The 4,543-nt window shown below is 57.9% G+C and carries 3 protein-coding genes and 1 rRNA gene; all 4 read left to right on the forward strand.

The window, feature by feature from the left end; all coding sequences use genetic code 11:
* Positions 1–113: 113 nt before the first annotated feature.
* Positions 114–229 (forward strand): 5S ribosomal RNA (gene rrf, locus GSM73_RS02875).
* A 182-nt stretch (positions 230–411) separates the two neighbouring features.
* Positions 412–1,047 (forward strand): hypothetical protein, encoded by a 636-nt coding sequence (locus tag GSM73_RS02880; protein WP_047230327.1) that lies wholly within the window; start codon positions 412–414, stop codon positions 1,045–1,047.
* A gap of 154 nt (positions 1,048–1,201) precedes the next feature.
* On the forward strand, positions 1,202–2,707 hold the full coding sequence (locus GSM73_RS02885) for a YdgA family protein (RefSeq protein ID WP_047230326.1): 1,506 nt from the start codon (positions 1,202–1,204) through the stop codon (positions 2,705–2,707).
* A gap of 229 nt (positions 2,708–2,936) precedes the next feature.
* A partial coding sequence (gene pgaA, locus GSM73_RS02890) for a poly-beta-1,6 N-acetyl-D-glucosamine export porin PgaA (protein WP_256676666.1) occupies positions 2,937–4,543 on the forward strand: 1,607 nt, incomplete at its 3' end.

Raw genomic sequence — 4,543 nt, forward strand, 5'->3', positions numbered from 1 at the left:
TCAAGATTAAATTCCGAAACCCCTATCTGCTGACGCAGGTAGGGGTTTTGTTTTAGTAGAAGTTATCGATTTTCGCTGGCACGTTGCTGTTGAACGGGCCGGTCACAGAATTTCTTGACGACCATAGAGCATTGGAACCACCTGATCCCATCCCGAACTCAGTAGTGAAACGATGCATCGCCGATGGTAGTGTGGGGTTTCCCCATGTGAGAGTAGGTCATCGTCAAGATTGAATTCCCAGAACCCCTGTCTGCTGATGCAGACAGGGGTTCTGTCGTTTTGGGCCGGTAATCGGATCGCCCCTCATGATTGCTGGCCACACACGGCAAACCCTGTGGCCATTGCTATGCTGTGATAGTCGGGGCATCTGAAAAATGGCCCGCGACGTCACTGGTCATGGGGATTCCAATAATGAAAAACCCTTATGCTCCTGGCTTCTGGTGCGCCCTCGCAGCGTTGGTGTTGCTTTCGGCCACTTATTTCTATGGCGTCATGCTGACTCACCAGATCGACAAAGCACTGATCTTCCTCGATAGCGCGGCTGCGCTGATCGGTGTGATATCCATCGCAATCGTGGCCTGGGCATCGCTCCAAGGGCAACGCATCAAAAAAAAGCATCTTGAGCAGGGTAAGACTCTGGTGCTGATCTGGGATACCAAGGTTGCATTACGCCGGGTCGAAACGGTCTTCGATCGTTACTTCTGGGGCAGTTACTGGCAGCCTGGCCGCACATTTCAGGAAGTCATGGGTGAACTCACCGGTACTCCATTGGAAAAAAGTCTCGAGGCCTTGAAGACCCAATGTGCGGCATTGGACAAACAGGTCGCCGAAGACGACTGGCATTGGCTGAACAACGCTCGTGAGCTCTGCGACGTCGCTAACGCTATGGCGCGGGAGCGCTATCAACTGGACTTCTGCGATCCTCGCGCGGACTCATCGGGCGCGACGGTGATCAATCGTGATTTCGAAGTGTTGGTGTACACCTGGACGGCACGGCTGAAGACGTTCGACCATCAACTCGATGAGATTGAAGTTCAATATTCGTAGACCCTCTCTCAAGAAAACGCTTCCCCCCTTTAAACATTGGGCCCGCTGGCATGCCTGATGGTAATCTCCCTCCACTTCGCGGCGTCGAGCCACACCCTTAGCGGTGTCAGGGAAGACGACGGCTTTTTCAACCATGGATATGATCGGATCACTCATGAATAAATCAGCAAGCGTACTTCTGGGAATCGTTGTGGTCGTCGGTGCAATCAGCGCGGGTGGCGCCTGGTACACCGGAACGAAACTCGAAGGAGTGCTGCAAACCGCCATTGCCGACAGCAACAAGCAAATGCAAACGGCCCTGGCCGGGTCAAATGGCACGGCTTCGATCGAGCTGGTGTCATTGGACCGTGGGACTTTCAGCAGCACCGCCCATTATCGCCTCAAAGGTGAAGGCGAGATGTTTGGTGATGAACCGGTTGAATTGCTGTTCGTCGACAACATCGAACATGGCCCGCTGCCGTTCTCGCGCCTGATGACGCTCAAATGGTTGCCGGTCATGGCTACCAGCCACACCGAACTTGAACGCACGCCGTTGACCGAGAAATGGTTCGTCGCTGCCAAGGACAAGTCGCCGCTCAAAGGTGTGGTCAACTTGGGCTACGACCAGTCGACCCACGGCACGTTCGAGTTGCTGCCCCTGGACACCAAGCTGGATGAACAGTCCCAGCTCAGTTTCTCTGGTCTGAAGATCGACCTGGCCTCCAGCGCCCAGGCAGAGAAAATCAAGGCTGACGGTTATATGGACAGCTTCAAGCTGACCACTGTTGCTGAAGACCAGACGCCGGTGCAAGTCGAGCTCAACGGCCTGACGCTCGCCAGCAACCTGAGCAAGAGCACTTATGGTTATTACATGGGTGATAACGTTTTGATGCTCAGCAACAGCAAGACTACTTTTGGTGAGCAGAAGTCGGTCTTGGGCCTGAAGAACTTCGAAATGAAGAACAACAGCACCGAAAATGGCACCAGCGCATCGGGGCGTGCTGATTACAAGGTCGGTGAGTTGTCCTTCAACGATAAGGCTATCGGTTCTGCGCAGATGGCGGTCAGCCTGAAGAACCTGGACATCCCGGCCACCATGTCGCTCATGCAGGTCTATCAAACCAAGCTGCAACCCTACGAGCAGGCGGCGGCTGAAGCGGCAGCAGCCGGTGAGCCAGCGCCAGAGCTGGTGCTGAGCGAGGCTGAGGAGGCGCAGGTCAAGGCCGACCTGGAAAAACTCCTGGCCGGCGGCCCGCAAGTGGCACTGGAAAATCTGTCGTTCACTACAGCCAATGGCGAAAGCCGCGCGACGCTGGTCATCGACCTTACCAAGCCGCAATCCATGGACCTGCCGCCCGATCAACTGGGGCGTCAGTTGCTCGCCTTGCTGGATTTCAATTTGAAAGTCTCCAAGCCGATGCTGGTTGATCTGTTGACCGTGCAGGCGCAAATGGAAGGCCAGACCGACGCCAAGTTGATCGCCGATCAGGCCACTGCCACCAGCGATATGTTCAGCGCGATGGCGGTGGGCACAGAGCTGGCAACGCTTGAAGGCAACGATGTGGTCACCAAGCTGCACTACGCCAACAATCAAGTTGATTTCAACGGTCAGAAGATGACAGTCGAACAATTCACCGCGTTTGTGATGAACAAGTTGGGTGGCGGCGTAACCATCCAGTAATCGACTGGAGCAACATCCAAAGCCCGGCCTGTGCATTGCGCACAGGCCGGTTTTTTTTGCCCGCGAAAATCTGCATCGATTCTGAAGAATTATGGCGTTTTGGAAAACGACCCGCTCCAGAGTGCAAAACTAGGTCCATTAGAGCTTGGCTGGATTCCTTTGATCCGGCTTCCTGTTTGATGGGCAAGGGGGCACTGCGACCCGGCTGGCCATGTAAGGATGCTGACGAATGCCGCGTACTGTGGGTCCCTTTATTCAATGTGGTTTGCGCCCGTTGTTTCGCCTCGCGCTGTGCAGCCAATTGTGCTGGCCGGTGCTGGCGTTTGCCGATACCGCCTATGACCAGATGGTGCATGACGCTCGCGCCGGCCATTACACGCCTGCATTGACCGCCTTGCGCCAGGTCCCGGCCGATCAGGCCAGCACCGCGCAAATCAGTGACCATCTGCAGATTGCCAGCTGGGCCGGTTTCGATGCCGAGGTGGTGAAAGTCTATGAAGCCCAAGGCCGCTATCGCGACCTGCCCGTTGCGGCGCTGACTGCAACGGCACGTGCCTATCGCAATCTCAAACGTTGGGACTCGGCCACCGCGCTCTATCGCCAGGCTTTAATCGTCGAACCTCAGAATCCCCATCTGCAACTGGGTCTGGCCTTGACCCAGGCCGACGCCGGTAAACCCGACGAAGCAGTCAGTCGTGCCAGGACTATGGTCGCAGCCAAACCTGAGGACCCGACGCGTCGACTGGCCTTGGGTTATGCCCTGACCCGTGCCAACAGTCCACACGAGGCGCTGTTCGAATACGACCAGGCCTTTACCCGCGCCGGCAACAATCTCGAGGTCGCCCGCGAATACATCATTGCGTTGCAACGTGCCCGCTTGCCTGAGCCGGCCTTGCGCCTGGCTCGTCTGCAACCCGGGTTGATCGATCAGGGCGTGCAGCGGCGACTGGAGGGCGATGTTGCGGCTGAACGGGTGCGCCTGGCGGACATGGCCAGCCGCAGCGAGAAGGATCGCTTCGTTATCGCAGACCGCGCCCTGGCCGATTACGACAAGCTGCTCGCCACCTGGACTCCGGTGGCCGAGGCTCATGACGATGTACTGCGCTGGCGCATCGACCGCATCGGCGCCCTGAACGCCCGTGCTCGACGAGCTGAAGTGATTGCTGAATACCAAAGGCTGCTCGCCGAAGGGGTTGCCATTCCCACTTATGCCTTGCGCTGGGTGGCGTCCTCCTATCTGGAGCAGCGTGAACCGGAGATTGCCGTCGATCTGTACCGCCGGGTACTGACGGCACCTGATGCCGATCCGGCGGACCGCTTCGAAGACAGCACCGCGCTCTACTACGCACTGCTGGAAAGTGAAAAATCCGAAGAGGCCCGTGCCCTGGCCGAAGACCTGGCCAAATCCCAGCAACCACGCGTCGAGCTCAAGGGGCTGCCCATCGGCAACCCCAATGACGAATGGATGGACGCACAACAACTCGCCGCTCAGGCCGGCACATATGGCGCCGACCTGCCCACCGCCGAGACGCGTCTGGCGACCCTGGTCAATCAAGGCCCCGGCAACATCGGGTTGCGACTGGCCCAGGCTGATCTGTACCAGGCCCGGCAATGGCCGCGACGTTCTGAAAGCCTGCTCAAGGAAGTCGAGACCACGACCCCGCGTAACCGTGAGCTGGAAGTCGCCCAGGCCCGCGCCGCCATGGATCTGCAGGAGTGGCGGCAGATGGACGCGCTGACCGATGACGTGGTCGCCCGGTACCCGGAGAACGCCCACGTCAAACGCCTGCAACGCCAGCGCGAAGTGCACGACATGGCCGAACTGCGTATCGAAGC

Origin of the sequence: Pseudomonas sp. PICF6, from assembly GCF_009831705.1 — a bacterium.
Taxonomy (GTDB): domain Bacteria; phylum Pseudomonadota; class Gammaproteobacteria; order Pseudomonadales; family Pseudomonadaceae; genus Aquipseudomonas; species Aquipseudomonas rhizophila.

Excerpts from the sequence above, each read along its gene's own strand:
- GSM73_RS02880 (WP_047230327.1), top strand. The coding sequence starts at position 412 with ATGAAAAACCCTTATGCTCCTGGCTTCTGGTGCGCCCTCGCAGCGTTG.
- GSM73_RS02885 (WP_047230326.1), top strand. The coding sequence starts at position 1,202 with ATGAATAAATCAGCAAGCGTACTTCTGGGAATCGTTGTGGTCGTCGGT.